Below are 24240 nucleotides of genomic sequence, written 5' to 3' on the forward strand. Positions count from 1 at the left end.
GTCTCTTTTCTGGCCTGTTTTCAGGTGGTTCAACGCACTTTGTAGAGTGTACTGGCACCCVGAGAAGAGGGGTTACGAACCTGGATGTCGCGCACAACAAAGGTGCGTCATCCATTTCGATGACCATGCCGCGTTTTAATTCACTGGCTTTTGGCATTGCTGATATCCACCGTAAAAAAACCGCCAATTATAGCTGAACAGGGGCTCAGGTAAGCTGTTGTTGCTCTCTGATTGAACCTTGGTACATAGGCACCGAGGATTTGAAAAGTTATCATTTTGTTGTGGCTTTTAGCGAGCCTTGTTCATTCACTCATGTTGTCTCACCCATTTGGGACATTTTTTAAAACTAGCGATTTTTTAATTCTGTCCCGGATGACCTATTAATGCCCTTGATGTTGCCAAAAAGAAATTTCCGCATTTCCATTCGACAAGCGGTGATTAGCGTATTTTTATTATCAACCTTACTGATCGCCACGCTGGTGACCGGATTGCAGTACTATTTCAACCGTGCGATTGCCACAGAATCTACATTGCTTGCCTATCAGCACACTGCCAAGGGAACTCGAGACTATCTTGAGAATATTGATAAAAAAGCCATATCTGTCACGCGCCTGTTATCGCAGTATCCTCGGCTTACTTCCGGCAATAACATCAGTACACAAGCTCGTGACTTGTTTGCGGAGGTGATGCTTGATAACCCTATCTTCTATGCAATTTATGTCGGCTTTAACAACGGTAATGTCTATCAGCTGGTCAATCTGGAAGCACATGATGGTATTCGACAGCAATTAAGAGCTGAACCAGCAGATCGTTGGGCCATTGTCAGTGTCAGCAGTCAGTCTGGTGAACGTCAACGTCGTTTTGAATACTTTGATGCTGAGTTTAATCGCCGTGATACCAGACAGCACCCGGTTGATTATGACGCTAGTAAGCGTAGCTGGTTTACTCAGGCCGTTCCCGGTAGTGTTCATAAGACGGATCCCTACTTGCTACAGCATTTGCAGACACCGGGACGCACTTATTCCACTCGTATCAGTGAGCAAAATGCAGTGATTGCGGTGGATATCACCCTTGCTGCACTGGAGACTTTTTTACAATCACAAGAGTTGAGCGAAACCAGCGAGATATTCCTCTATCAAGCGACTGGTGATGTGATAGCTTCCAATCAACTGCCGGTGGAGGAAGACTTACCAGAACTGCCTCGACTCGAGCTGACAAATAGCCAACAGCAGCTTATCGACAAAGGTTATTTGCTGGTTTCCAATGAAGTCGATTGGCCGCCGATCAATTTTGCTGTGGCTGGCCAACCATATGGCTATGCCATTGACGTGCTCAAGGCAATTTCTTCAATGACCGGGGTGGAGCTGCGTTTCGTTAATGGCCTGAGCTGGCCCGAAATGGCTTCGATGTTCCTGGCCAACGAACTTGACATCATACAGCCAGTATTTTTTAGTGAAGAGCGACAAATTCTTGGTCGAATGACCGATGCGTTTCTTGAGGTGCCATACGGAGCGATAACTCGAAGGGGCAGCGCAGATATTAGCGAGTTTTCTCAATTAAACGGGCACATCGTCGCGATTCCTCGTGGCTGGTCACTGATTGGCAATTTGCAAAGACTGTTTCCAGAGATAGATATTCTGGAAGTCGATAGTGTGAGCGATATGTTTCGGGCGGTAAGTCAAGGTGAAGCCTATGCAGGCGTAGATAGCGCTATCGTACTGGCGCATACCCGACAACAGTTCTTTCTGGAAGATATTCAATTGCACCAACCGCTGGATCCTGGCGCGGCGGCCTTGCCCACCAGTCTGCACTTTCTGGTTGCTCGAGATAAATCGCCTCTGACAGATGTTTTTAATCAGGCAATAAGTGCTATTCCAGCGTCGTTCTGGCAGAAGCTGCAGCAAAAATGGTTACAGCCAGAGATGCAGGCCAGGCACTACCATGGCGTTGTGCCCTATGCCGAACTCATGCATCCCGATGTGTTGCAGCAGCATGATGATTTGCGAATGATCGACATCGCAGGGGAAACATATTTTGTCTATCTCACCCCAATAGGTGGGCAGCATAGTCACCAGGAATATTTTGCTATTTTGACACCAGCCAGTCTGGTAATGGCACCAGTACTGTCGCGACTCAAAACGTCGATTGCACTGACTATTCTGGCCTTATTGATATTGCTGCCATTTATCTGGTTGTTCGCTTCACCCCTAATCAAACAGATAAGAGCATTGCTGGCTGATAGTGAAAAAATAAAGCAACGCGCTTATGCGCAAGTCAGTCAGGTGGATAGCCGAATTACGGAAATACGGGACTTGGCCAGTTCTATGATTTCCATGTCTGAATCAATACAACGCCATGAAGCTGAGCAGGTGGCGCTGATGGAATCTTTCATAGAGCTGATCGCCCAAGCCATTGATGATAAATCACCCTACACCGCAGGCCACTGTGCTCGCGTGCCTGAGCTGGCATTTATGCTGGCCGAAAAAGCGATTGAATCTGATGTATCAGCCTTTAGAGATTTTCGCTTCGAAAATGAGCAGCAATGGCGTGAATTTCGGATTGGTGCCTGGCTACATGACTGCGGCAAGATCACCACGCCGGAGCATATCATTGACAAAGGCACCAAGCTGGAAGCGATCTATAACCGAATTCATGAAGTACGCATGCGATTTGAGGTGTTATGGCGTGATGCTGAAATACAGTATTGGAACAAGCAATCTCAATCGCCTGAGAAAAAGACAGAACATCTCCAAGCGCTTGAGCGTCAGCAACAGCAACTTCAAGCAGATTTCGAGTTTATTGCTGGCCTGAATATCGGCGGAGAATCGGTCACCGAGGAGGATTTAAAGCGACTTGAACAGTTGGCAGAAATCACCTGGCAGCGGCATTTTGATGACCGATTGGGTCTATCACCTGTTGAAGAAGCTCGATATGTTTCAACGGACATCAAACTGCCAACAACCGAGTATCTGCTTGCAGACAAGGCCGAGCACATTATCAAGCGTCAGTACGAGGTGAGCTTTGATCCACGCCTTGGTATTAACATGAAAGTGCCAGAACACTTATATAACCTGGGAGAAATACACAATCTTTCAATTTATCGCGGCACCTTAACCCCGGAAGATCGTTTCAAAATAAATGAACACATGATTAGTACTATCAAGATGCTCGACAGCCTGCCTTTCCCTCCTGAACTGGCGCGTGTACCGCGCTATGCATCAACACATCACGAAACGCTCACAGGCAGTGGCTATCCCCGAGGCTTGAAGGCAGAGGATCTCTCTATCCCGGAACGTATCATGGTACTGGCTGATATTTTTGAAGCACTGACCGCGGCAGATCGCCCCTATAAACGCGCCAAACCTGTCAGTGTGGCTATCGACATACTGCATTCAATGGTTGAAAACCAGCATGTTGATCGAGATGTATTTGAGTTATTTCTGCGCTCAGGCATTTATCTGCATTATGCCCAACGTTTCCTGCCCGAAGAACAGATCGATGAGGTCGATATCAATCAATATTTTTCTCAATGACAAAGTCCAATCATAGGTAGGCGTATAATCCAGCTTTAGTTTTCAAGAGACTGTATCGGTTATGGCAATTCAGTGGTTTCCTGGTCATATGCACAAAGCCCGGCTGGAAATGCAAAAGGTTCTGCCGCAGGTGGATTTGATCATTGAGATCTTGGACGCCAGGATTCCGTTCAGCTCTGCCAATCCAATGCTGGAAAAGCTGCGTGGCGACAAGCCTTGCATCAAGGTGCTGAATAAGGCTGATCTGGCCGATCCTGAACTGACCGAACAGTGGCAGCAGTATCTTGAATCACAACAGGGTGTGAAAACCCTGACGATGACAGCGACTAACGATAATCGTCGCTCTGATCTTATTCAACTGTGCTTGAAGCTGCTGCCGAACAAGCTGGATAGCGCCAAGAAAATTCAGGCCATGATCATGGGCATTCCCAATGTTGGTAAATCAACGCTGATCAACACGCTGGCGGGCCGGCAGATTGCAAAAACAGGCAATGAACCTGCTATCACCAAAGGTCAGCAACGAATCAAGCTGGATGAATCGATTGTCTTGCATGATACGCCGGGTGTGCTCTGGCCCAATCTCGAAAACCAACCGAGCGCCTATCGTCTGGCAGTGACGGGGTCTATCAAGGAAACAGCCTTTGAGAATGACGATATTGCACTTTTTGCCGTCGAATATCTCAGTCAGGCGTATCCTCAGCGACTGCTCGACCGTTATCAACTGGACCAATTAACCGATTCAGCACTGCTGACGCTTGAACAGATAGCCGCCAAACGTGGTTGCCTGAGAGCCGGTGGGCATATTGACTTGCCCAGAGTCAGTAAAATTCTGGTCAGTGAGCTTCGTAGTGGTCAACTGGGTGAGCTGACACTTGAAACACCAGAGATGATGTTGCGTGAACTTGAAGCGGTTGAGCTGCTGCGTGAGGCAAAGGCTGCAAAAAAAGCTGAACGAAAACAAAAGAGCAAACGCAGATAGAACCAAAGCTTGTGATCAGCAGTCGGTTTATTAATAAGAATGTTCATCTCTTCATGGGAGGCGCTATGAAAAAATTTTTACTGTTATTCGTTGCAGTCGCTATGGCTGGGTGTGCCAGTTCGCCTTCCATTCATCGTGCACCTGCAAATGATCTGCAATTGACTCAGGTGCTCAGCAATGTGAATGCTGCTCAGAATCAAGTGATTCGATGGGGCGGTGCCGTTGTCGAGGTTAACAACCAGTCCGATTTTGCTGAGCTGACTCTGGTTCAGTTCCCACTGAACCGGATTGGCAAACCGGTGGCAACCTTACAGAGTGATGGGCGTTTTATTGTTCGTACAGATCAGTTTCTGGATCCACTGATTTATCATTCTGGCGCCCTAGTGACAGTGTTGGGAACCGTGTCAGATCTTCGAAGTGTTACCGTGGGCGAGCGAACCCTTCAACAGCCGGTTATCGAACTACAACAGGTGCATGTCTGGCCAGATAACTATGGTGATAGACAACATCCATACAATCCCAAGCATGATGCACCTTTCCTGGGATATGGCTATTACGGAACCGGTTCTTATTCACCGTAAGGATAGAAAATATTTCCAATCTAAATGAAAATCATTTGCATTTAAGTTTTCTTGGGACTATACTGCATTCCATCAGCATCAGTTATGAGGGAATGCGCGATGCCAAACCAAAGAAACAAAGGCAAGTCAGTCCACCTTGCTATTGACAGGCAGAGACTTGAATCCCTAATCAAACAGGGAAAACTACATGCCGATGACTTCAGTTGCCTGGATAGACAATCCAAGCAAACCGTCTGGGGCGTATTACTTAGCACCGCAGCCAGTAACATACGCGCTGTATGAACCAGCTACAGATCAACCATGATGGCAATGAAGCCCTGATCCTGTCTGCAACTCAGCATCTGGAAGCGCTGTATCGTCAACATGCCAGCCCCTGTCTAGCGCTGCAAATCGCGCGTAATTATCGATTGTTGCTGACTCAGGACGAACACCCATTGAAAAAACAGTATTGGCGAGCGCTTTCACAACGATGGCTGTTGAGTTACCAGTGTCATCGTGGTCGCCAATCTCGCTGGGTGATCCAGGAAATTTTTTGAATCTCGGCTTCAACCACAAAAGGATAATTTATGGCCAGCTCATCCTGCCAACCGGAAACAATTTTAAATTCGAAGACCTGCGATATTCAGTATTGCCCCGATTGCGGAATGATTCATCTGAATATGGGATCGATCACTGTTCGCATGTCAGAGCAGCACTTTGCCAATTTTGCCATTGATGTCAGCAAAGGGCTGTTCAGTATGCGTCAGCGAGAGCAATCGGTGCCATCAAGAATGTTGATGTGAGCAAAACAACAAGTTGTTCCAATGTTTACGGTGTATGAGGAGTAGGGAATTACTCCTATATTTTCAAAATGGATTTGATTCGAGCGCTTTATTTGTAATAATAATAAATTATATAAGGCAATTTTATTTTAATAATCAATGTTGTGCACAACATGGAGTTGTGAAATTTTTGACTTTGGGAGTTAAGTGCGATGTCAGAATTCAATAATCTGAAACTTGATAATCAATTATGTTTTGCCCTTTACAGTGCTACCAATGCGATCACGCGTTTATACCGTGAGTTGCTCAAGGACTATGACCTGACCTATCCGCAATACCTGGTCTTGCTGGTATTGTGGCAGCAGGATGGTGTTCCGGTGAAAACGCTGTCTGAAAGGCTGAAGCTGGATACAGGCACCCTGTCTCCGCTGATTAAACGACTGGAAAAGAATGGTTTTATCGTGCGTAAGCGCAGTGAAGTCGATGAACGCATGGTACATGTCCACTTGACCCAGCATGCCAAAGCGATTGAGCCAGCGGTTGCTAATATTCAGCATCAGGTCGCTTGCCACACCAACCTTAACAATCATGACTTCTTTGAACTACTCAACCGACTCAACAAACTGGCAGAGGACTTGGTGGATAGAGACAGATTGAAGATTGCCAGTTGAGTACCGAAGTGAATTATTTGTCCCTGCGCACTTAACAACCAGACCAACTAGCTGTGCTAACGCCTTCCTGTGAATTCAGGAGGGCGTTTTTGTTTGGTGTTCCCGACGCTCTCTTTTACATGGCCCCCAGGTGGAGCAACAGATGGCGAGACGCAGATTGCCATGCAAATCCTGATTAAATCACGACAAGTTAAAAGAGATAATAAAATGTTTGTGTATCTAAATGCGAAGTATTATCATTAGCATGAAACTTAACTTATCTTAACAATCAGGAGTGATCATGCTAATCAAGAAACGGAGTGTTCTACTGGTTTCGGCTGTGCTGATGTCATCAGCGGCTGTTGCGGAAAACACCAACCAGGAACCACAACAGCTGACAGCAAGCCGCTTTAATATGCCAGCCCTGGAAGTGGTCGGCACGCAAGAAGACAGTATTGAACGACAGATCGGTGCAGTCGTTATTATCGACCGTGAACAGATTGAACGTATTCAGCCAACCTCTACCCAAGATGTGCTTCGTGGCGTTCCCGGAATTAACGTTAACTCAGAGGATCCGACCGCAGTCGTCAGTAATATTGGCCTGCGAGGATTGTCGGCAAGCGAGCAAAAAACACTGATTCTTGAGGATGGTGTACCCGTCGCGCCAGGTCTCTTTATCGGTAATGAACGATACTTTAACCCGCGCATCCAGCGCATGCAGGGTGTTGAAATTCTTAAGGGGTCATCGTCTCTGCGTTACGGGCCTTCAACCATTGGTGGCGTAATTAACTACAAAACCAAGACGCCTGATGATGGCGTTGCTATCTCTACCAGAGTAGGTTCATTCAGCACGCGTGAAGCGACACTGGAAGCCGGTGGTCGTACTGAGTCAGGCGATGCCTTTGCCGGCCTGGTGGCCACCCGGGCGATCAGTGATGGCTTTATGGGCCAAGGCTATCAAATGAATGACATCATGCTTAAAGCGGGTGTTAAATTTAACGAAAATCACAGTGTCGGTATGAAGTATTCGTTTCATGAGAACGAAGCCAACATTTCATATCGTGGTCTGTTACTTGAAGATTACCGCCGTGGAAAAACCTACAACCCGGCACCCGATGATTACTACCTGACCGACCGCAAGGCTTTTGATGTCAACCATGAGTGGCATATCAATGATCGTGCAACACTGACTACCCTCATGTATTGGAGTGAACTGACTCGAGATTATTGGCGTTACTCTGTGAACACCGGTGATTCTAATGCGGCTGGGCGATGGGTTTACACAGACGCACTGACGGGTAACAACCGAAGCTGGGAGCGCTATGGTATTGAGTCCAGATTGGCACTGGATCACAACCTGTTTGGTATCAGTAATGAGGCTGAGTTTGGTCTCAGATTCATGAAAGAAGAATCTGATGACAAACGTGTCAGAGCTACTCGTGAATCAGATCGTGCTGGGAATACGGATCGCTATCAGGTCGATAAGGCTGAGAGTATCGCGGCTTACGTGCAAAATCGTTTTATCATTACCGAGCGTTTTGCGGTCACTCCCGGGCTACGTGTTGAATCTTATGAACAAAAGCGCATTGTTCACAAAGACGATTTAAGTCCGAGTAACATCGGTTCAGCGAAAACAACTAATACAGAAGTGTTGCCAGGTATTGGCGCGACCTATCAGTTGATTCCCGAAGCGCAGATTTACGGTGGAGTTTATCGCGCATTCTCACCTGCATCTAACGGTGCAGCGCTGGATGGTACCAGTGATCAGAAGCTGGACGGTGAACGTGCTGTGAATTATGAGCTCGGTATGCGGGGTGCTGCAGGTCGGTTCAGTTATGACTTAACGGGCTTCTACATGGATTTCAGAAATCAGGTGGTCACTGGCAACAGTGATCCAAATCTGACTCAATCAAATGCTGGCGAAACCCGTCATTATGGTTTGGAAGCAGCGGTTGGTATTGAGCTTGGAGCAGGCTTCAGTGTGGATGCAAATGCAACCTGGGTGCCTTATTCCAAGTTCCGAAGTGGTGATAATCGTGGCAACCGTTTGCCATATGCGCCCAAGTACTTGGCCAATCTGGCTTTGAACTATGATCAAGGTAAGTTCTCCAGCACCTTGGCAGTCCATCATCGCGGTGAGCAGTATGGTGATCCCACTAACCTCAAAGAAATTCCTGCTAATGCGGCTGTAGGAATCTGGGGCGGTCTGATGCCTTCGTACACGGTCTATGATCTGTTTGTTCAATACTCGTTTACTGAGGACTTCAAAGTACGTGGCGCAGTTAAAAACCTGACAGACAAACGTTATATCAGCGGTTTGCGTCAAGGCATTTACCGTGGCGCGGAGCGCTCCTTTGAAGTGGGTTTGGACTACCGCTTCTAATTGCTCATATCAAAAGGCGCGAGAATTTTAATGCGCCTTTTGCTTTAATGAGCAAGTAAAATTTAGCTAGTATTCAGACTTGAAAGGGGCGCTTGCGCCCCTTTTTTGTTGTCAAAAGCGTACTCAGCCGATGACAAGCAACCAGTCATGATATAAAAGAATGGTATTCACCATCCACGGAGTCATGGTTTGCTCTACCTGAAGTTATTTGTCTCTTTGTTGTTATCACTGCTGTTCATTAGTTGGGCAAGCATTGCATTGATGCTGAACCATGCCGAGCGGCTGGGCCTGGATGATCTGTCGCTGACTGGCAAGCGTTTGATGCAGCATTATCAAATTGCAGAGTTTGAGATTGATCGCGCTTATTTGCTTGGCCGTAAGGTGATTGCACAGATTGATCATGTGATCTATGCCGACACACAAGCTGTAATCAGTGAAGTCCGTCCCCTGGTAGGCGGGGTGATGATGGATGAAGTCATGGTACTGGCGACCGATGATTCGCTGATCTTGTTGACTGCAGAAGGGGATTTTCTGGCTCGCTTGGGCGCGGCAGACCGCGTGCCTCCTGAAATTCAGAATATTGGCCTTGCCTATGGTGAGCCAGTGCTGCAAACCCGAAGCGGCATGTGGCGCAGCAATTTTTTACTGGATGACTGGGAAAAGATTGATCTTGCCGGGGTCAGTTGGAGTCAGACCTATGCCATGCCCGACAGTGTTTATGAGGAATATCGGCTGTATTTCGTCGGTCAGGGGATTTCTCTAAGGCAATTATTGAGCGATTTGCAACGTGGCAGATTAACGGTCTGGCTCGGGGTCTGGTTTGCGGATTTATTATGGCTGTTGATGACCGTGTTGGCCCTGTTGTCATTGTGGCGGTGGAGCTTGAACCGACCCTAAGTGTTTTGTATCAATCCAGGAGTGACTTTGAGATCCAGCGCTTTTCCATATTTACCTAAAGATTTCATCGAAACTGAAGAAGGCCTGATATTTGCCGTGATTAGCTATCATGAACATCTTGGCAAGGTAGGCTGCTTTTTGCGCTATGTGAAAACAGACCATGGCTGGCAGAAGGTTGATACCTTACAGGCCAATCGACTGTTGCAAAGACACCATCCCCAATATCTGTATCGATCTCGACAGTTCGATGCTGATTTTCATGCGGTCAATCCTGAAAAAATCATCCACCACTATCAACCCGAAGTGATTTTGCAGCAGCGTTTACTCCATCCACCTGTTGATGCACTGGATCAGAAACTGCGAAATTTGCTGGATATTTTCCGTGCACGTGAAGTCGAAATTAACAAGCTGGGTTTGACCGGATCAATGTTGATAAACCAGCACCGTCCTGACTCGGATATTGATTTGGCGGTGTATGGCCGCGATACATTCAAGCGCACTCGACTCGCAGTCCAGGACGCGGTGAATGCCGGACTGATAGACAAGCTGAGTGAGCAATTGATGTGGGACAATTTTGAGCGTCGGGCTTGTGAGCTGAGTTTTGAAGAATTTTCCTGGCACGAAGCACGCAAATTCAATAAAGCAGCCATCGAGGCAGCAAATTCGATATCGGCATGGTCAGCCTCTCAACAGAGTTGGAAACAGACCACAGACATTACCGAAAACAGGGTACTCGCACGCTTAAAGCCAGAGTGCTTGATGACAGCCAGAGTTTTGATTTTCCGGCGCGATATCGAATTGATAATGCACTGACACCAGAAGTGGTCTGTTTCACGCATACCTATGTTGGACAGGCCGTTGTTGGTGAAGTCATTGAGGTACGTGGCGCGGTGGAATGTGCTGCCTCGGGCACCTGTCGAATTGTCGTGGGCTCTACACGAGAGGCCACGGGCGAATATATAAAGGTATGTAAATCATCATGACCGTAACAGAACAAACAATGGCAGATATTGGGCTGATTGGCCTCGCTGTGATGGGCCAGAATCTGGTCTTGAATATGAATGACAAGGGCTTTTCTGTCGCTGTCTACAATCGTACCACCAGTAAAGTAGATGCATTCCTTGATGGACCCGCCAAAGATACCCGGATTATGGGGTTTCACGATCTCAAGCGCTTTGTTGCTGCGCTGAAAGTACCAAGGCGAGTTATGCTGATGGTCAAGGCCGGCCCCGTCGTGGATCAAATCATTAATGAGCTGGTGCCTTATCTGGAAAAAGGCGACATCATCATTGATGGCGGCAACTCGCTTTATCAGGATAGTGACCGACGTACTCACGAACTGCATCAGAAAGGCATTTTGTTTATTGGCAGTGGCGTATCCGGCGGAGAAGAGGGAGCCAGACACGGACCATCATTGATGCCCGGTGGTAATCATGCCGCCTGGCCTGCCATCAAACCTATTTTTCAGGCCATTTCTGCACAGGTCGAGGGGGAACCTTGCTGTGACTGGGTCGGTAATGATGGCGCCGGTCACTATGTGAAGATGGTTCATAACGGCATTGAGTATGGCGATATGCAACTTATTTGCGAGGCCTATCAGATGATGCGTGAAGGCCTGGGCATGACGGGTGACCAGATTCAGCAGGTGTTTGCCGAATGGAATGAAGGCGAACTGGATTCATATCTTATTGAAATAACAAGAGATATCCTGGGCGTAAAGGACACTGATGGTCAATTGTTGATTGACAAGATTCTGGATACTGCCGGGCAAAAAGGCACGGGCAAATGGACCGGCATCAATGCACTGGAGTTGGGTATTCCGCTGACCTTGATTGGCGAAGCAGTATTTGCAAGGTGTTTGTCAGCGCTCAAAGATGAACGTGTTGAGGCGGCGCAGCAGTTACCTGCTTCAGCCGCTCGTTTTGATGGTGACAAGCAAGAAATGGTCAATGCTATCCGTGACGCGCTGTATGCGTCCAAGATCATCTCTTACGCACAAGGCTATATGCTGATGCGTGAAGCAGCCAATACCTATGGCTGGCAGTTGAATTATGGTGGTATTGCGATGATGTGGCGGGGCGGCTGTATTATTCGCAGCCGTTTTCTGGGCAAGATTCGCGATGCTTATCTGGCCAATCCAGAGTTAAAGAATCTGCTTTTGGATGGTTTTTTCAAAACAGCCATTGCGCAGGCTTTGCCAGGTTGGCGCAAGGCGGTCACCGCAGCCATCACGCTCGGCATTCCGGTGCCAACGTTCAGCAGCGCCTTGTCGTTTTATGATGGCTATCGCAGCGAGCGCTTACCGGCTAATTTACTGCAAGCGCAGCGAGATTACTTTGGTGCCCATACCTATGAGCGACTTGACCGGCCGCGTGGCGAGTTTTTTCATACTAATTGGACCGGGCGGGGTGGTGATGTATCTGCCTCTCAGTATGATGTCTGATGCGACAGTTTGATTGTTGTGAAGGACGGCGTTGCCGTCCTTTTTTTTTGCACTTGATCTGCCCCAGCCGTCATCCATGCGTCATTAAAATGGGTGATAATTCGCAGCAAATTTCTATCAGGAACTGACTTATGCATGCAACTGATCCATGGCAGTACGATCCGGGACATGATCCGGAAATTCACCAGACCAGACTGTCGGAGTTGCAGCAACTACTGGACGAAATGCACTTTGAGTTGCTACGCCAGTGTGTATCAAAGATTGAAGTTCAGGATATCGCCGCATTACTGCGAGATTTGCCAGCACAGAAGCAAATCTTGTTTTTCCGAATTCTGCCAAAAACACTGGCAACTGCCGTGTTTTCTTATCTGCCACAGAGTGCAAGTGAAGACTTACTGAGTTCACTGACCCACGAGGATGCACTGGAACTTATTCAGCATCTGGATGCAGATGACCGGGCCGCTTTTCTGGATGAGTTGCCTGCTGAGGTTGTTCAGGCATTGAGTCATCGACTGCCCCGTGAAAAATTGCGTGAAGTGCAATTATTGCTGGGCTATCCGGCAGAGAGTGTTGGCCGGTTGATGCAACCGGACTTTGTCACGATTCATCAAAGCTGGACCGCCACTGAGGCATTGGATTATTTGCGGGGCCTGCATCAGGATACCTCCCTGCTCAATAATCTTTATGTTGTTGATGACAGCAACAAATTGAGCGATGCCTTGCACATTCGCAAGCTGGCATTGGCTGAGCCAACCACTCGCGTCAGTGATTTGATGGACCATCGCGTGGTTTATATTCATGCTCAGGAAGATCGTGAAAAGGCGGTCAGCATGATGCAACACTATGACCTTGATGCCTTACCGGTTGTGGATAACGACGGTGTGATGCTGGGCATGGTGACCGTCGATGATATTTTTGATGTTGCCGAAGCCGAGACCACGGAAGATTTCCACAAAATGGGATCTGTAGGGGTTATCAATTTGAATATCGGTGAGGCCGGAACAATGCTGCTATACCGCAAACGCATTGGCTGGTTGCTGCTGCTGGTGTTTGTGAATATTTTTGCCGGCATCGCCATTGCAAGTTTTGAAGACATGATTGCGGCGGTGGTTGCCTTGGTGTTCTTCCTGCCATTGATTATTGGCAGTAGCGGTAACGCCGGTGCCCAGGCTTCTACTCTGATGGTACGTTCATTGGCCACAGGGGATGTACGAATGAAAGACTGGGGTCGTCTGTTGCTCAAGGAAGTTTCGGTGGCGGCAGCTTTGGGTCTCACCATGGGGCTTGCCATTTCATTTATTGGCTATTGGCAAGGCGGTTGGCCGTTGGCTGCGGTAGTGGGATTATCAATGATCGCGGTGGTGGTTGTGGGTAGTCTGATGGGCATGAGTCTGCCTTTTATTCTCAGTAAAATGCGTATCGATCCAGCCACAGCCAGTGCCCCATTGATTACTTCCATGGCAGATATTGTTGGCATTCTGATCTACTTCAGTATTGCAGTTGTTATGCTGTCAAACCATGTTTAATCGTTGCCGAGCTAGTGTATTTATTGGCGGTTGTGTTTTGATTTTCAGTCCGGCTATCATGAAATTAATGTGGCCCGTGGAGTCATAGATGAACCAAGCGCATAAGTTACTGTTGCTTCGCCACGGAGAGTCAGCCTGGGATAAACCGGTTGAAGATTTTGATCGAGGACTGACCGAGCGAGGCAAAACCGATATTGCGGCGGTGGCTGAGTGGATGAACCAGCAGGCACTGACAGTCGATTTGGTCGTCTGCTCTCCAGCGCTTCGAACCCGCCTGACAGCCGCGCTTTTATGTGAGCAATTACAACCGCCCTTTGATCATGAACTGCTGCATTACGAAGATGCGATTTATGATGCCAGTGTTGAAGATTTACTCAATGTGATTAGCAAGCAAGCAGACACAGTCAATACACTGCTGCTGGTAGGGCATAACCCCGGACTTGAGCAGTTGCTCAGCCTGTTGACTGGCCAGTCACATGCTCCGATTGACGCGGGAACATTGATTGAGCTGGAAGTGAGTACTCGCTGGAAAGCGTTAATGTCGCAGCCGTTAATGCTGCTGCGCAGATTTCATCCAAGTCGCTAGAGCCTGTAACTATCTAGCGATATGATGCAGTATGCAGGTTGAACCATGGTAGCTAATAAGACCTCACCCAGCGAAATAACCGGGCAATTTGCACAATTTCTGCAACAGCAAATAGACACGCAGCGCTATTGGCGCAAGCCTGCAATGCGAGGCACTGATCCACAGGCACTGCATCAGGTGCGAGTCAGTTTGAGGCAGATGAGAACCATCGTGTCCTTGTTTGAGCCACTGTTGAAATCAAAGTGGCAGCAACAGACTCTCAAACGGCTGCGGCGAATGTCCCGAAAACTGGATGCCGCACGAGATTGGGATGTGTATCTTGAGCAGCACGCAGACCGCAACGATCAACCCAACAAAGCCTTAAAAAGACAGAGACAAAAAGCTCAGCGTCAGGCAAAAAAGGCGCTTAACAGCCGCAAGTGGCGATCATGGCTGAAGTCGATGCATAAGCAATTAAGGCAAGGTGACGGTCACCGTTATTTCAAGCAATCACTGCCATTGCCCAGCGTCAATCAATTTATGAAAACACTGCTGGAACAGCGCTGGGCAAAAGTGCAAAAACTAATGACGGCCCAGGTGATTGCTGATGATCACAAGCTGCATCGGCTGCGCATTCGCTGTAAACAGTTGCGCTATGCAACCGATTTTTTCACTGATCATCTGCCCAAGCGACAGAATGAGATTTTTGTTGAACAGCTCAAGCAGTTACAACAGTGTCTCGGTGATATTCACGATGCTTATATCCAACAGCATCTGCAGCAAGGCTTGCTATCAGAAGCCGAACAAGTCAACCGACAACAGCAGCTGATCAGCCGAAGTCAGCAGTTGAAACAGCAATTACCTGAGATGTTTGCAGGGCTTGAATCGACTGCGGGCCACTGGAGAAGTGAATCCGAGCCGCATTTTGTTTAGAATGCCGTTCATGTCACATGCCCATGCCTGGCAATTAATGCCTGATTTTGAAAAATTCAACGCTGTTTTTGGCAGCCTTGATAATGTCTTTGAGCTGAAAGGCGAGATTGTTACTCAAGATAAACTCTCCGAAGTTATCTGTGTTGAAGTGGACGGGCGACGCTTTTATGTCAAGCGCTACCATCGAGCTGGCAAGGGTTTAAAGCAATTCCTGGGGCGTTCACGCATCAAGTCAGAATGGCTGAACCTGCTGCTGTTTACCAAACTGGGTATCCCAACCGCACCTGTGGTCGCCTATGGTGAATGCAGAGCACTGGGCATCTTCAAACGGGGCGCTTTGGTGACTGAGGAGATAGCACAAACACAGGACTTGGCCGAACTTGCCCGCAACAATGATGCTCGGCTTGGGCGGGGAGATTGGGCCAAGGCAATCAGTCAACAGATCGCCGATGCGTTAAGACAAATGCATCAGCGGCAGTTTGTGCACAATGATTACAAGTGGCGAAATCTGCTGGTTGATGACAAGGACCGGGTATATCTGATCGATTGTCCGCTCGGGGCCTTTTGGCCCAAACCAATATTTTTACGCCGGAGATTTAAAGACTTCAAAGCGCTGGACCGGGTGGCGAAGTATAAATTACGGGCAACGCAGCGGCTGCGCTTTTATCTGCAATATGCTCAGAAAACCCGTCTGGAACCGCAGGACAAGCAGTTTTTGCGTCAGTTGCTTGGCAAGGCCGAGCGTCGTATCAGCAGTTTTTCCCCGGAGAGGACTTCACGGCAAGCTTAAGGCTCAATCGCTGTCAGCATTAATCTCAAAGCCAGTGAACTGGTGGGTTGCCGCCGAGCTTTGCAGACTGATGTCACTGACTTTGGCAAACCTCGGCCCTTGCTTTGCCCACTGTAATAGCGATTCAAGTGCTTCGACGGTGCCTTCAGCCATTATTTCAACGCGACCGTCAGCAAGGTTTCTCACCCAGCCGCTCAGGTTCAGTTCGTGAGCGACTCGTTGTGTAGCAGCCCGAAAGCCTACGCCTTGCACACGTCCTTCGACCAGCAGGTGGTATTGTTGCTTTTCCATCATTGAAATCGGTTTAGCTCAGGAAGATTGCTTCTTGTCCAGCAAGTTGGACTTACAGTAGTGGATCACAATGATCGATAAGCCCAGCAGCAGAATAGCCAGTGCGATACCCAGTATGCGCCAGGTATCGATGTTTTTCATATCCAGAATCAGATATCGAGCCAGAGCGACAATGCCAATATACAATGGGATTTTGATTGGCAGCTCACCAGATTGGTAATACACGGCCACCATGGTCAGCACTTCAAGGTAAATAAACAGCAACAATAAATCGGTCAACAACACAGTGCCGTTTTGAATCATGAAATCTATTTCGATGCCGATCGCAACCAGCGTGGCAATGGCTACCACAATCAATCCTGCATCCTGAGCGATTGCCAGCGATCTGCTCACCATTTGTTTAACTTGATAACCCATAAATTGATCACTCCCATGATCGACAATCGCGGTCGTGAGACCGACGGATTGCGAATCTTAGCAATCAATATTCAGGTTGACTTGTGCCTGCATCCGAAAATGGGCACCTTGCGGGATTTTCAGACAAGCTGAATGAGGCGCGCAATCCCTGTCAGCGTGTCTTTGAACACTGCTATTCCCACTCAATAGTGGCAGGTGGTTTGCCAGAAATATCGTAGACAACCCGTGAGATACCGGCCACTTCGTTAATGATGCGGCGCGATACGGTGTCCAGAAATTCGTAGGGCAGGTGTGCCCAACGAGCGGTCATGAAGTCAATGGTTTCGACAGCACGCAGCGCAACAACATAGTCGTAACGACGACCATCACCCATCACACCCACGGATTTGACCGGCAGAAACACGGCAAAGGCCTGACTGGTTTTGTCGTACAGATCGTGCTTACGCAGTTCTTCGATGAAGATGTGATCAGCCTTGCGTAACAGATCGGCATATTCTTTTTTGACTTCTGCCAGAATGCGTACGCCTAGGCCCGGCCCAGGGAACGGGTGACGATAAACCATATCGCGCGGCAGGCCGAGTTCAACGCCAAGTTTACGTACTTCGTCCTTGAACAGTTCGCGCAGTGGCTCAATCAGCTTCAGCGTCATGTGTTCTGGCAGGCCACCAACATTGTGATGCGTTTTGATGACATGGGCTTTGCCGGTCTTGGCTGCCGCAGATTCAATAACATCAGGGTAAATAGTGCCCTGAGCCAGCCATTTAACGTTCTTGAGTTTGGCGGCTTCTTCGTCAAACACTTCAATAAAGACCCGGCCGATAATTTTACGCTTGGCTTCGGGGTCGGTTTCGCCTGCCAATGCATCCAAAAAGCGCTGTTCAGCATCGACACGGATAACCTTGATACCCATATGTTTGGCGAACATGGCCATGACCTGGTCGCCTTCCTGCAACCGCAACAGACCATTATCAACAAATACGCAGGTGAGTTGATCGCCAATGGCGCGATGTAAAAGCGCAGCAACCACGGAGGAGTCAACACCGCCGGATAAGCCCAATAAGACTTCATCATCGCCCACTTGCTGACGAACTGCCTCGATGCTGTCTTCGATGATATTGGCGGAATTCCATAAGGTTTCACAGCCACAAATTTCAGTCAAAAAGCGCTCAATCATGCGCTGACCTTGTGCAGTGTGTGTCACTTCCGGATGGAACTGCAGGCCATAAAAGCCACGTTCTTCATCAGCCATACCAGCGATGGGCGCACTGTCAGTGCTGGCAATCAGTTTGAAGCCTGATGGCATTTCGGTGACCTTGTCACCGTGGCTCATCCAGACATCCAGCATGCCAAAGCCTTCTTCGGTGGTGTGATCTTCAATATCACGCAACAAAGCCGAGTGACCTCGCGCGCGAATTTGTGCATAGCCAAACTCACGATGCTCTGAGGATTCAACCTTGCCACCCAATTGTGTTGCCATGGTCTGCATGCCGTAGCAAATGCCCAATACCGGCAGTTTGAGTTCAAAGATACACTGCGGCGCAGCCGGAGCTGCTTCACCGATGGTTGAGTCAGGGCCACCAGAGAGAATAATGCCTTTGGGGGCAAATTCACGGATCTCGGCTTCGCTGATATCCGGGTTACGCAGTTCGCAATAAACACCTGCCTCACGGATTCGGCGGGCGATCAGTTGTGTGTATTGGGAACCAAAATCAAGGATCAGGATGCGGTGGTCGTGAATGTGGCTGCTCATGAAAGTCTCGACATGCAAAAAGAAAAATGCCCGTCAGCAGTTGACTGACGGGCCATAGACAGTGGATCAGTTGAGTCGGTAATTAGGCGCTTCTTTGGTGATGGTGACATCATGCACATGGCTTTCATTCATACCGGCTGAAGTGACACGGACAAACTCAGGTTTGGTGCGCATTTCTTCAATAGTGCTGCTACCGGTGTAGCCCATGCTGGCACGGACACCGCCCATTAACTGATGGATCACCGGGCTCAGGCTGCCTTTGAATGGCACGCGACCTTCAATACCTTCTGGCACCAGTTTGTCTGCTTCGCTGGATTCCTGGAAGTAACGGTCACTGGAGCCTTGCTTTTGCTGCATGGCACCCAGAGAGCCCATGCCACGATAGGATTTGTAGGCACGGCCTTGGAATAATTCAACTTCACCGGGTGCTTCTTCAGTACCCGCAAACATGCCACCAATCATCACGGCATGTGCACCGGCTACTAATGCTTTTGCGATATCGCCGGAATAACGGATACCGCCATCGGCAATCACAGGAATGCCTGTGCCTTGAAGTGCGTTGGCCACATTGCTGATGGCACTGATTTGCGGAACACCGACTCCTGCAATGATGCGAGTGGTACAGATCGAACCCGGACCAATACCGACTTTTACCGCATCAGCACCGGCTTCAGCCAATGCTTTTGCTGCTGAGGCGGTGGCGATATTGCCGCCAATGACCTGTACTTCGGGGAAACGTTGTTTGACCCAGCGAACCTGGTCAAGCACACCTTGCGAGTGACCATGTGCCGTGTCGACAACAATGACGTCTACGCCTGCAGCGACCAGTGCTTCAACTCGTGCCTGACTCTCAGCACCGATACCTACCGCAGCGCCAACACGAAGTCTTTCCTGCGCATCTTTAGATGCCAGTGGATTATCAGTCTGTTTCTGAATGTCTTTAACGGTAATCATGCCCTGCAAGCGGAATGCCTCATCAACGACCAGCACTTTTTCGATACGGTTGCTGTGCAGCAGGTGCAGGACTTCTTCACGGCTGGCATCTTCACCGACAGTGACCAGTTTTTCTTTGCTGGTCATGATGGATGAAACTGGGGCATCGTAGTGCGTTTCAAAACGTAAATCGCGACTGGTGACAATGCCAACCAGATCATCGCCATCGACCACAGGAACGCCAGAGATATTGTGCGCACGGGTTAACTCAACGACTTCACCTATGGTCGTTTCGGGCCCGACAGTAATCGGATCGCGCACCACACCGCTTTCAAACTTTTTGACTTTGCGGACTTCATCGGCTTGTTGTTCGATGGTCATGTTTTTGTGCAGAATACCCAGACCACCTTCTTGTGCCATGGTAATCGCCAGGCGGCTTTCGGTCACGGTATCCATCGCTGCAGAGAGCAAGGGGATGTTGATGGAAATGTCGCGGGTCAGTTGGGTGGTCAGACTGACATCACGCGGCAGGACATTTGAGTAGGCAGGTAACAGCAGCACGTCATCAAATGTCAGAGCTTCTTGCGCGATTCTCATGGGGTGTGTTCCTGAATTTGCTGTAATATGATCGCGTAATTATATCAGGAAGTTCGGGCTTTATGGCATCACTTGTCACACCATCTGACCGCCAAACATTAGCCAGTCGATCAGTAAAAGACGTCTATCCGGTATCACGTCTGGTACGCGAAGCACGGGTTTTACTGGAAGGCTCATTCCCTCTGCTGTGGGTGGAAGGTGAGGTTTCCAACCTCGCAATGCCGGGCTCCGGGCACATCTATTTCACCCTTAAAGATGCCGCTGCACAGGTGCGCTGCGCAATGTTTCGTAATCGTAATCAGCATCTTCGCTTTACACCAGAAAATGGCATGCAGGTGTTATTACGCGTTCGAGTTACGCTCTATGAGGGGCGAGGCGAGTTTCAGCTTGTCGTAGAACACATGGAAGAGGCAGGCAGCGGTGCCCTGCAGCGTGCCTATGAAGCATTAAAGCAACGACTGGGACTTGAAGGCTTGTTTGATGCCGCACATAAAAAGCCTTTGCCTGCCTTCCCGCAAACAGTGGGTATTGTGTCTTCGCCGGATGGTGCGGCGGTGCACGATATTGTCAGCGTGTTTCGCCGTCGCGCACCATCTATCCACTTGATTATCTATCCAGTGGCCGTGCAGGGGCAGGGGGCTGCCGCGCAGATCGCACAGGCGATACAAACCGCTGATGCGCGTCAGGAATGTGATGTCTTGATTGTCGGTCGAGGTGGTGGCTCATTGGAAGATTTGTGGAGCTTTAATGAAGAGCTGGTAGCAAGAGCTATTTTTGCCTGTCAAATTCCAATCATCAGTGCCGTTGGGCATGAAATTGATTACAGCATCGCTGATTTTGTCGCAGATGTGAGAGCGCCGACACCTTCTGCGGCAGCTGAGCTAGCTGCGCCAGAGACACGACAGTTGCTGCAGACAGTGCAGGCTTCTGTCAGTCGCATGCATCGATATTTATTGCAAACCCTGCAACAGCAGCATCGTCAGCTGAGCTTTTTGAAAGCACGACTACCGAAACCGGCGAGCCGATTGCAACAACACCACAAAGAACTGCATCGTCTTAAACAGCAGTTGCAAAATGCCTGGCGTAATCAGTTGCAGCAGCGCCAGCAGCAACTGGATTTCCAGTCAGCCAGACTCAAACATCCCCGCTCAATGTTGGCGCTGCAACAGCAACGGCTCAAACACTGTCAGAGCCGCTTGCAATCACAGGTTCACTGGCTAATTCAACAGCACCAGCGCAATAGCGGACAGCTTTCACAGCGCCTGCAACGATGCCTGCCAGTTAACGAGCTTGAATTACACAAACAACATTGCAATCAGCTGGGCAAGCAATTGCATTCTGGTTTTGTGCTCAGCCTGAAACAGCGTGAGCAGCGTTTGATTCAACAAATGAGAACACTGGCGGCAGTCAGTCCATTGAACACGCTGGAGCGTGGCTACAGCATTACTCAGGATGCCGGCAGTCAGCGTGTGATTACTGATGCTGCTGAAGTGAATTCCGGTGACAGGCTGGATATCCGACTGAGTCGGGGCGAGCTGCACTGTCAGGTCATATCAAGCCGGCCCAAACAGTCCTGATCACATTTGCTAAAGGTGTCGGGCGATTTCTCTTGCCAATTCTTCAAAATCAACCGGCTTGGTCAGATAGGCTACAAACAAATCTCCCGCCTGTTGTCGGTGATGCTTCATTGCCGCCGCGGTAATAGCCACTACCGGTATCGATTTCAACAGTGGCATATCCTGAATAATTCGTGTTGCCTCAAGCCCGTCCATGCCGGGCAGGTGAATATCCATCAGGATTAAATCCGGTTGCAGAACTTCCAGTAAATCGAGGCCTGCTTCAGCACTTTTGCAACAATGCAGCGTGAGATTGTCGAACCTGTTGAAGTATGCCTGCATCAGCTTGAGGTTAGCGGGGTTGTCTTCGATGTAAAGCAGTTGTTTGGGGCTGCTGATATCCAATAGTTGCCGGGTGGCTTTGTGATCAGCGTTGTGACTTGCTTTTGAGAGATTGGCGGTGACTGACAATGGTAATTCAATCCAGAAACAACTGCCTTCACCTGCACTGCTGGTAAAACCTATCGATCCCTGCATAGCTTCGATCAGTCGTTTGGTGACCAGCAGACCAACCCCGGTACCTTCAATATTGGATTGTTCCTGACCGAGTCGTTCAAAGGCGCGGAATAGCTGATCCTGCTTACTTTCGGCAATGCCGATGCCGGTATCCCGAATGTTCAGGCGAAGCCGGTGGTGGGGTTGTAGTTCATGTTCCAGTCTGATTTCACCACCAATGCGATTGTATTTGATGGCATTACTCATCAGATTTAGGAGTACTTGTTTTAGCTTGGTGAAGTCAGCATCAAGCAGAATGCTGCCGATATCAGTGGTCTGAATGCTGATTTGCTTGTCAGCGGCCTGGTTGAGTAACAAAGGCAAACATTCATCCAGGACGGCGGAAAGACTGACCGGTTCTAGAGTGACTTCCATGGCACCGGTTTCAATTTTGGACAGTTCCAGTACATCGTTAATCAGCTTGAGAAGATGTTCACCGCTGTGCAGAATTTGTTGCAAGCTGTCCTGTTGATCGGCGCTGAGCGGTCGGACCTTGTCATGAAGCAATAGTTGAGCAAAGCCCAATATGGCATTCAACGGGGTTCTCAGCTCATGACTCATTGCGGACAGAAATTCGGACTTTGCCTGATTGGCTTTTTCGGCGTCCTCTTTGGCTAAAAGCAATGCCTGGTGTTCTGCTTTTTGCTCGCTGATATCTCTCGCCACGCCAGTAAAATAATACTGACCCTCCCATTTAAACGCGCTTAAGGTCAGCTCAATCGGAATGATGTTGCCAGACTTGTGTAAGCCTTCGATTTCAACCGCTTTGCCTATTAATGTGGGGGATTCGGTGCTGAGAAAACGTTGTATGCCGTGATAATGGCCGGCACGGTGTTTTTCCGGCATCAGCATGCTGATGTGATGGCCAATCACTTCTTCAGGCTGGTATCCGAACATCCTTACGGCAGCCTGATTGAAACTGTCGATGATACTGTCCTGGTTGATGGTGATCACCCCTTCAACGGTATGATCCAGCAGCGCACGTTGACGGAGATTTTCACGTCTTGCACGCTGTAAATGCTCATCTTGCCTGCTCAATTCCTGTTGAAGAGGCCGGGCATGTTGATCTAGTCGATGTTGTAACCAGAGTCGAGCCGCCTTAACGCTCAGATAACTGACAATGCCGATAATGATCAGCAGACTTAAGACGATGATCGTTGATTGCAGGGTGACAGGGACTGGCAGTGTGAGGTTGACATGTGAACCGTTGTGTTCGGCCTGTGCGTGCGAGGCAATGAGGATGAAACCGACTGCAAGTGCACTTTGTAAGAGACGAATCATGCCGTTCCCTCTGCCTGAAATTCCATTCCATCTTAGCCCAGCGGTGTGTCGAATGACTAGGGGGTGTTGAATAGAGGAAGAGGGGTTAAAGCCGGAATTCACGTCCCAGATAGACACTGAGCACACGCTTGTCCTTGAGGATATCCTCAGGTGTGCCTTTGGCAATCACCTCGCCTTCGTTGAAAATATAGGCGCGTTCACAGACGCTCAAGGTTTCTCTGACGTTGTGATCGGTGATTAAAATGCCGATACCACGTTCTGACAGTTGTTTGATAATGCCTTGTATATCCAGCACAGAAATTGGATCAACCCCGGCAAAAGGTTCGTCGAGCAGAATAAACTGGGGGTCCATCGCCAATGCCCGAGCAATCTCAACACGGCGACGCTCACCACCCGACAGTGCCATGCCCATGCTTTTACGAATGTGGCCGATGTGAAAGTCGTTGAGCAAACGTTCCAGCAAGTCACGTTTTTCAGTCATCATCCAGATCGTCGCGTAGTTCAATAATCGCGAACAGGTTGTCTTCTACGCTCAGCTTGCGAAATACCGACGCTTCTTGCGGCAAATAGCCAATGCCTAACTGGGCACGTTGATGAATGGGATCATGGGTAATTTCCTGCTGATCCAGAAAAATGGTGCCCTGATCAACCGGAATCAAACCGACAATCATATAGAAGCTGGTCGTTTTGCCCGCTCCGTTGGGACCCAGCAAACCAACAATTTCTCCACTGTTGACTTCCAGTGATATGTTTTTGACCACCTGCCTGTCAGCAAAGGACTTAGCCAGATGTTGGGCGGATAACAAACTCATCAATAAC

General features: G+C 48.9%; 22 protein-coding genes and 1 pseudogene. 17 read left to right on the forward strand and 6 right to left on the reverse strand.

Annotation, left to right across the window (positions count from 1 at the left end; all coding sequences use genetic code 11):
* The 16 genes from MPL1_RS14355 to MPL1_RS03175 all read left to right on the forward strand — a co-directional run.
* A partial coding sequence (locus tag MPL1_RS14355) for a hypothetical protein (protein ID WP_009725673.1) occupies nucleotides 1–197 on the forward strand: 197 nt, incomplete at its 5' end.
* Between the two features lie 186 nt (nucleotides 198–383).
* Nucleotides 384–3533, forward strand: coding sequence for an HD domain-containing phosphohydrolase (locus MPL1_RS03105; protein ID WP_009725674.1), 3150 nt, complete (start codon nucleotides 384–386; stop codon nucleotides 3531–3533).
* A 61-nt stretch (nucleotides 3534–3594) separates the two neighbouring features.
* A complete protein-coding gene (gene ylqF, locus MPL1_RS03110) occupies nucleotides 3595–4512 on the forward strand; it encodes a ribosome biogenesis GTPase YlqF (RefSeq protein WP_009725675.1) in 918 nt (305 codons plus the stop codon).
* A gap of 65 nt (nucleotides 4513–4577) precedes the next feature.
* Nucleotides 4578–5093, forward strand: a complete 516-nt coding sequence (locus MPL1_RS03115) for a Slp family lipoprotein (RefSeq protein ID WP_009725676.1) — start codon at nucleotides 4578–4580, stop codon at nucleotides 5091–5093.
* 99 nt (nucleotides 5094–5192) lie between these two features.
* Nucleotides 5193–5375, forward strand: coding sequence for a hypothetical protein (locus MPL1_RS03120; protein ID WP_009725677.1), 183 nt, complete (start codon nucleotides 5193–5195; stop codon nucleotides 5373–5375).
* Entirely contained in the window at nucleotides 5372–5629 is a 258-nt protein-coding gene (locus MPL1_RS03125; RefSeq protein WP_009725678.1) for a hypothetical protein, read from the forward strand. Before MPL1_RS03120 ends, MPL1_RS03125 begins: the two co-directional genes overlap by 4 nt.
* Before the next feature lie 108 nt (nucleotides 5630–5737).
* A complete protein-coding gene (locus tag MPL1_RS14030) occupies nucleotides 5738–5875 on the forward strand; it encodes a hypothetical protein (RefSeq protein ID WP_235045513.1) in 138 nt (45 codons plus the stop codon).
* A gap of 191 nt (nucleotides 5876–6066) precedes the next feature.
* On the forward strand, nucleotides 6067–6525 hold the full coding sequence (locus tag MPL1_RS03135) for a MarR family winged helix-turn-helix transcriptional regulator (RefSeq protein ID WP_009725680.1): 459 nt from the start codon (nucleotides 6067–6069) through the stop codon (nucleotides 6523–6525).
* A 280-nt stretch (nucleotides 6526–6805) separates the two neighbouring features.
* Complete coding sequence (locus MPL1_RS03140; protein WP_009725681.1) at nucleotides 6806–8887, forward strand: TonB-dependent receptor family protein; 2082 nt, start codon at nucleotides 6806–6808, stop codon at nucleotides 8885–8887.
* Nucleotides 8888–9076: 189 nt separating this feature from the next.
* Nucleotides 9077–9784: a hypothetical protein gene (locus MPL1_RS03145; RefSeq protein WP_009725682.1), complete on the forward strand. Its 708-nt coding sequence runs from the start codon at nucleotides 9077–9079 to the stop codon at nucleotides 9782–9784.
* Between the two features lie 27 nt (nucleotides 9785–9811).
* On the forward strand, nucleotides 9812–10597 hold the full coding sequence (locus MPL1_RS03150; RefSeq protein WP_235045514.1) for a nucleotidyltransferase domain-containing protein: 786 nt from the start codon (nucleotides 9812–9814) through the stop codon (nucleotides 10595–10597).
* Between the two features lie 166 nt (nucleotides 10598–10763).
* Nucleotides 10764–12227 carry a decarboxylating NADP(+)-dependent phosphogluconate dehydrogenase gene (gene gnd / locus MPL1_RS03155; protein WP_009725683.1) on the forward strand — a complete coding sequence of 488 codons (1464 nt, stop codon included), beginning with the start codon at nucleotides 10764–10766 and terminating at the stop codon, nucleotides 12225–12227.
* Nucleotides 12228–12358: 131 nt separating this feature from the next.
* On the forward strand, nucleotides 12359–13753 hold the full coding sequence (gene mgtE / locus MPL1_RS03160) for a magnesium transporter (protein ID WP_009725684.1): 1395 nt from the start codon (nucleotides 12359–12361) through the stop codon (nucleotides 13751–13753).
* Between the two features lie 88 nt (nucleotides 13754–13841).
* A complete protein-coding gene (locus tag MPL1_RS03165) occupies nucleotides 13842–14339 on the forward strand; it encodes a SixA phosphatase family protein (RefSeq protein ID WP_009725685.1) in 498 nt (165 codons plus the stop codon).
* 45 nt (nucleotides 14340–14384) lie between these two features.
* Nucleotides 14385–15251 (forward strand): CHAD domain-containing protein, encoded by an 867-nt coding sequence (locus MPL1_RS03170; protein ID WP_009725686.1) that lies wholly within the window; start codon nucleotides 14385–14387, stop codon nucleotides 15249–15251.
* A gap of 10 nt (nucleotides 15252–15261) precedes the next feature.
* Nucleotides 15262–16041 carry a lipopolysaccharide kinase InaA family protein gene (locus MPL1_RS03175; RefSeq protein WP_009725687.1) on the forward strand — a complete coding sequence of 260 codons (780 nt, stop codon included), beginning with the start codon at nucleotides 15262–15264 and terminating at the stop codon, nucleotides 16039–16041.
* 3 nt (nucleotides 16042–16044) lie between these two features.
* Here the strand turns inward: MPL1_RS03175 and yccX are convergent, their stop codons facing one another.
* From yccX to guaB, 4 genes are all read right to left on the reverse strand, one after another.
* Entirely contained in the window at nucleotides 16045–16335 is a 291-nt protein-coding gene (yccX, locus tag MPL1_RS03180) for an acylphosphatase (protein WP_009725688.1), read from the reverse strand.
* Nucleotides 16336–16350: 15 nt separating this feature from the next.
* The gene (locus MPL1_RS03185; RefSeq protein WP_009725689.1) at nucleotides 16351–16749 is read right to left on the reverse strand and encodes a phosphate-starvation-inducible PsiE family protein; all 399 of its coding nucleotides are present in this window, start codon (nucleotides 16747–16749) and stop codon (nucleotides 16351–16353) included.
* A gap of 172 nt (nucleotides 16750–16921) precedes the next feature.
* Nucleotides 16922–18499 (reverse strand): glutamine-hydrolyzing GMP synthase, encoded by a 1578-nt coding sequence (gene guaA / locus MPL1_RS03190; RefSeq protein WP_009725690.1) that lies wholly within the window; start codon nucleotides 18497–18499, stop codon nucleotides 16922–16924.
* A gap of 66 nt (nucleotides 18500–18565) precedes the next feature.
* Nucleotides 18566–20029 carry an IMP dehydrogenase gene (gene guaB, locus MPL1_RS03195; RefSeq protein WP_009725691.1) on the reverse strand — a complete coding sequence of 488 codons (1464 nt, stop codon included), beginning with the start codon at nucleotides 20027–20029 and terminating at the stop codon, nucleotides 18566–18568.
* Nucleotides 20030–20091: 62 nt separating this feature from the next.
* Between guaB and xseA the strand changes: the two genes are divergently transcribed.
* Complete coding sequence (gene xseA / locus MPL1_RS03200) at nucleotides 20092–21606, forward strand: exodeoxyribonuclease VII large subunit (protein ID WP_009725692.1); 1515 nt, start codon at nucleotides 20092–20094, stop codon at nucleotides 21604–21606.
* A 9-nt stretch (nucleotides 21607–21615) separates the two neighbouring features.
* Here the strand turns inward: xseA and MPL1_RS03205 are convergent, their stop codons facing one another.
* Nucleotides 21616–23421 (reverse strand): PAS domain-containing hybrid sensor histidine kinase/response regulator, encoded by a 1806-nt coding sequence (locus MPL1_RS03205; protein ID WP_009725693.1) that lies wholly within the window; start codon nucleotides 23419–23421, stop codon nucleotides 21616–21618.
* Nucleotides 23422–23506: 85 nt separating this feature from the next.
* Nucleotides 23507–24233: pseudogene (gene lptB, locus MPL1_RS03210) on the reverse strand (LPS export ABC transporter ATP-binding protein).
* Between the last annotated feature and the right edge of the window lie 7 nt (nucleotides 24234–24240).

It is taken from the genome of Methylophaga lonarensis MPL (assembly GCF_000349205.1).
GTDB classification, from domain to species: Bacteria; Pseudomonadota; Gammaproteobacteria; order Nitrosococcales; family Methylophagaceae; genus Methylophaga; species Methylophaga lonarensis.

Bases quoted from the DNA above. Each gene is read 5' to 3' on its own strand.
- MPL1_RS03105 (WP_009725674.1), top strand. From the start codon at position 384: ATGCCCTTGATGTTGCCAAAAAGAAATTTCCGCATTTCCATTCGACAA.
- ylqF (WP_009725675.1), top strand. From the start codon at position 3,595: ATGGCAATTCAGTGGTTTCCTGGTCATATGCACAAAGCCCGGCTGGAA.
- MPL1_RS03115 (WP_009725676.1), top strand. From the start codon at position 4,578: ATGAAAAAATTTTTACTGTTATTCGTTGCAGTCGCTATGGCTGGGTGT.
- MPL1_RS03120 (WP_009725677.1), top strand. From the start codon at position 5,193: ATGCCAAACCAAAGAAACAAAGGCAAGTCAGTCCACCTTGCTATTGAC.
- MPL1_RS03125 (WP_009725678.1), top strand. From the start codon at position 5,372: ATGAACCAGCTACAGATCAACCATGATGGCAATGAAGCCCTGATCCTG.
- MPL1_RS14030 (WP_235045513.1), top strand. From the start codon at position 5,738: ATGATTCATCTGAATATGGGATCGATCACTGTTCGCATGTCAGAGCAG.
- MPL1_RS03135 (WP_009725680.1), top strand. From the start codon at position 6,067: ATGTCAGAATTCAATAATCTGAAACTTGATAATCAATTATGTTTTGCC.
- MPL1_RS03140 (WP_009725681.1), top strand. From the start codon at position 6,806: ATGCTAATCAAGAAACGGAGTGTTCTACTGGTTTCGGCTGTGCTGATG.
- gnd (WP_009725683.1), top strand. From the start codon at position 10,764: ATGACCGTAACAGAACAAACAATGGCAGATATTGGGCTGATTGGCCTC.
- mgtE (WP_009725684.1), top strand. From the start codon at position 12,359: ATGCATGCAACTGATCCATGGCAGTACGATCCGGGACATGATCCGGAA.
- MPL1_RS03165 (WP_009725685.1), top strand. From the start codon at position 13,842: ATGAACCAAGCGCATAAGTTACTGTTGCTTCGCCACGGAGAGTCAGCC.
- MPL1_RS03170 (WP_009725686.1), top strand. From the start codon at position 14,385: ATGGTAGCTAATAAGACCTCACCCAGCGAAATAACCGGGCAATTTGCA.
- MPL1_RS03175 (WP_009725687.1), top strand. From the start codon at position 15,262: ATGTCACATGCCCATGCCTGGCAATTAATGCCTGATTTTGAAAAATTC.
- yccX (WP_009725688.1), bottom strand. From the start codon at position 16,335: ATGATGGAAAAGCAACAATACCACCTGCTGGTCGAAGGACGTGTGCAA.
- MPL1_RS03185 (WP_009725689.1), bottom strand. From the start codon at position 16,749: ATGGGTTATCAAGTTAAACAAATGGTGAGCAGATCGCTGGCAATCGCT.
- guaA (WP_009725690.1), bottom strand. From the start codon at position 18,499: ATGAGCAGCCACATTCACGACCACCGCATCCTGATCCTTGATTTTGGT.
- guaB (WP_009725691.1), bottom strand. From the start codon at position 20,029: ATGAGAATCGCGCAAGAAGCTCTGACATTTGATGACGTGCTGCTGTTA.
- xseA (WP_009725692.1), top strand. From the start codon at position 20,092: ATGGCATCACTTGTCACACCATCTGACCGCCAAACATTAGCCAGTCGA.
- MPL1_RS03205 (WP_009725693.1), bottom strand. From the start codon at position 23,421: ATGATTCGTCTCTTACAAAGTGCACTTGCAGTCGGTTTCATCCTCATT.